The sequence below is a fragment of the Neisseria sp. P0007.S010 genome (genome assembly GCF_051962875.1).
In the GTDB taxonomy this organism is placed as follows: Bacteria; Pseudomonadota; Gammaproteobacteria; order Burkholderiales; family Neisseriaceae; genus Neisseria; species Neisseria subflava_A.
The window spans coordinates 1-317 of record NZ_JBQCUX010000039.1 but is presented as its reverse complement, the minus strand read 5'-3'; the positions used below and the strand labels follow the sequence as shown (position 1 = coordinate 317).

Sequence of the window (317 nt, the reverse complement as noted above, 5' to 3'; positions counted from 1 at the left end):
CGACTACAGCATCGACTTGGCGCAAGACACCAAAGACGACATCCAAAAAGGCGTAGATGCCAAAACCGCCGTTGACAGCAAAGGCCTGACCTTCAACGGCGACAGCGGCAGCACCAATATCGAAAAACTCGGCTCCACCGTGACCGTTGCCGGCGACGACAACATCACCACCGAAGCCCAAGACGATAAAGTGACCGTTAAGCTGAAAAAAGACCTGGTAGTGAACAGCGTCAAAGCCGGCGACACCACCGTGAACAACGACGGCGTTAAGATCGCAGGCGGTCCTAGCCTGACCAAGTCCGGTATCGATGCCGCCG

Annotated in this window: 1 protein-coding gene; it reads left to right on the top strand. The window is 56.2% G+C overall.

The genetic code is table 11. From position 1 onward, the window contains the following. On the top strand, window positions 1-317 hold a 317-nt coding region (locus ACTHR7_RS10815), incomplete at both ends, for a hypothetical protein (protein ID WP_440370809.1).